A 3,240-nucleotide genomic window follows, 5' to 3' on the forward strand; every position below is an offset into this window, starting at 1 on the left:
GGAATCGAAAATCATACCCTTCAATTCAGGAACAGACTCTTCAAATATTTCCTGTGCCTTAACTATGCAATCAACCGCCTTCCCGTGCTCACCATTAGCCTGGTGGACTTCACCAAGTGTAACGTAGGGGAATGTTTCATCCTGCAGTCTACCTATTGCCTCTTTCGCGTACTCCAGGGCTATATCAGGTCGACCAACGTTCATATACGCATCTGCCAGATTATTGTAGATAAAGCCATCTTTTGTCCCCTCTCGTAAGGCTTCCTCATAATACTTAATAGAATCCTCATAATCGCCTTTACACGCACACTTACAGCCCATTCTCATTGAATAATTCCAACCTATCTTATCCAGGTTATATGTGACCACCAGCTTACCTCCTCGCTTCGCTCCTTAGTTCGGTAATTGGTTATTGGTAATTAGTTCAAATAAGATAGTTACCACTCATCAGTTACCAATTACCATTTAATCAGTTACCAATCATCAGGCGAACTGTTGAAGCTTCTCCTTAAACTGAAACTCATAAAGGGCTCTTTCATATAATCCTCGGAGTTCTTCATCTGTCACATTTTCTAATTTGATGACGCCCTTTCCCAGTTGATATGAATATTGACTCCAATCTGTAGTCCTCAACATATCATGCCTCTCACAGTATTCGTAAAGGGGAGTCCCGGGGAAGGGGGTTACTATTGAAAATCCTGCGCTGTCCATACCGTGATTCAATGCCAGGTCCTTGGCAAGGTTTGTTGTATCTTCAATCGTTTCAACAGTCTCTGTAGGATAACCCATCATAAAGTAGCCGTAGGAAGAGATGCCAGCTTTTGAAGTCATTTCTATGGTTTCTCTGACTTGCTTTATTGTAAATCCCTTCTTGCATAAGTCTAATATCCGCTGATTTCCGAATTCGATTCCGTAGAAAATGACCTTACAATTCGCCCTTTTTAGTTCTGCCAGCAGTTCTTCCGACATAAGACCGACCCTGCCATCACAGGCCCAGACAATATCGTTTAGGCCTCGCTCGACCATACCCCGGCATAAGTCAAGAGTCCACCTTCTGTTTGCAACAAGAAGGTCATCAACAAATCTGACGTATCTCACACCGAATTCATTATAAATCTGCTCGAGTTCATCAAGAGTATTTACCACAGATCTTCTTCGGTGTCTCCTGCCCCATATAGCAGGAGCATCGCAGAATTGACAGAAGTAGGGGCAACCTCTTGTTGCCAACATCGAGGCGAACGTTCTGCCTTCAGTCCACGATCCTCTGTAAATAGCATTGTGTAGCAGCTCTCTGGCCGGGAAGGCCAATGTGTCAAGGTTTCGAACAAAGGGTCTGTCAGGAGTAACGATTACATCACCGTCTCGTTTGAAGGTTATGCCTTTGACACCTGCAGGATCACCTCCATTTGAGAGGGAATTGATCAAATCCAGAACCGTCAGTTCACCCTCACCCCTTACGCAAAAATCAACTGAGTCATTATTGATGACCCTCTCGTGCTCAAAATGTACATGTGGCCCTCCCAGAATCACTTTTATACTCGGTCTACTTTCCTTTACCTTAGCCGAAAGGTATAGGGCACTTTTGAGCTTCGCAGTAATAGCGCTTATTCCCACGAAATCGGGCTTCTCTTCTTTAACTATTCGGACTACTTCATCATACGAAAGGTACATTGTTCTGGCCTCGATCACACAAACATCGATTCCATTCTGCTTCAGGGTTGCTGCTATATATGCAAGTCCAAGCGGAGGATACACCTCATGCATTTCGGTATCCTGGTGGGCACCCTCCCCTTGGCGTAGGCCAGGAATCTCATCTGGCGGGTCGATCAGAACACACTTAACCTGCCGACTTTGATCAATCATTTCATCTCCTTGCTCTAATCAGATGGCAGAGTTCAGACTTAATGTTAAATCCCAATGTCAAATGTCAAAATCCCAATTTGTCATTTGAAATTTGTAACTTGTCATTAATGTTCTGTCTTCTGTATCCTTTAATCTTTCTATCCAGAGCCTTAACCTTCTCTTTTAATTCATCAGTTTTTAATTTAATCTTCTGGCTATCGCCGCTTGTTAAGGCACCTTTTACCTCCAATATCTTTCTCTCCACTTCATCCAATTCGGATTGATATAGGATATCCTTCCCATCCTCCATGACCACCTGAGCTGCTCTTATCATATTCTCTACTCCAATATTTATCTGGATTTCTTCTTTTCGCTTCTCGTCCTGTTCAGCATAAATTTGAGATTCTTCCAACATTCTTTTTATCTCCTCATCCGATAATTTCCCAGGAGATTTAATTTGGACACTCTTTTTATTTCCTGTATATAAATCATGGGCTGATACATTAAGAATCCCATTTTGGTCAATATCAAATGTAACCTCAATCTGGGGTTCTCCACGTCGAGCAAGAGGAATGTCCTTAAGTTGAAAATGACCTAAACTTATATTACCCGCCGCTAGTGCCCGCTCCCCTTGAAGAACATGAATGTCTACTTCGGTTTGATTATCGTGGGCAGTGGTAAAGATGTGCCCAGCAGAGGTAGGAATGGTTGTGTTCCTTTCAATAATTTTGGAGAATATACCACCCTGAGTTTCTATCCCTAAGGATAAAGGGATAACATCTATTAAAACTACATCTCTTACTTGACCAGTTAAAATACCGGCTTGAATAGCTGCTCCGATTGCTACCACTTCGTCGGGATTTATCTTCACATAAGGTTCTTTACCCAGGAGATTTCTTACTAACTCTTGGACAGCGGGCATTCTTGTGGAGCCACCTACCAAAACTACCCTGTCAATCTCTCTTGGCTTCAATTCAGCATCGGCCAAGGCTTGCTTAGTAGGTCCAACCATTTTTTGTAACAAGTCTTTGGTTAACTCATTAAATTTATCTCTAGTTAATTTTGCTTGCAAAGTCTTTCCATCTGAAATAAAAGGTATCCTAATTTCTGCGACGTACGATTTTGATAACTCAATCTTTGCTTTCTCTGAGGCCTGTTTAAGTTTCTGCAAAGCTACCCTATCATTACCTAAATCGATGTTTTCTTTTTCCTTAAATTGCTGGGCTAAATAATCCATTATTCGCTGATCCCAATCATCTCCACCCAAATTGGTATTGCCATTAACGGCTTTGACCTCAAAGACCCCTTCGCCTAACTCTAAGATGGAGACGTCAAAAGTGCCGCCACCTAAGTCCCAAACAAGGATGGTATGAATATCCTCCATATCCAAGCCATAGG

At 42.3% G+C, this 3,240-nt stretch carries 3 protein-coding genes; all 3 read right to left on the minus strand.

Annotated elements, in window-relative coordinates; translation table 11 throughout:
- Positions 1-369: tetratricopeptide repeat protein (locus QMD82_08535; GenBank protein MDI6851959.1), on the minus strand; the 369-nt coding region annotated here is incomplete at its 3' end.
- 114 nt (positions 370-483) lie between these two features.
- Entirely contained in the window at positions 484-1,863 is a 1,380-nt protein-coding gene (locus tag QMD82_08540) for a radical SAM protein (protein ID MDI6851960.1), read from the minus strand.
- 64 nt (positions 1,864-1,927) lie between these two features.
- The coding region (locus QMD82_08545) for an Hsp70 family protein (protein ID MDI6851961.1) at positions 1,928-3,240 on the minus strand (1,313 nt) is incomplete at its 5' end.

Source organism: bacterium (assembly GCA_030019025.1).
GTDB lineage: Bacteria > Hydrothermota > Hydrothermia > UBA1063 > UBA1063 > UBA1063.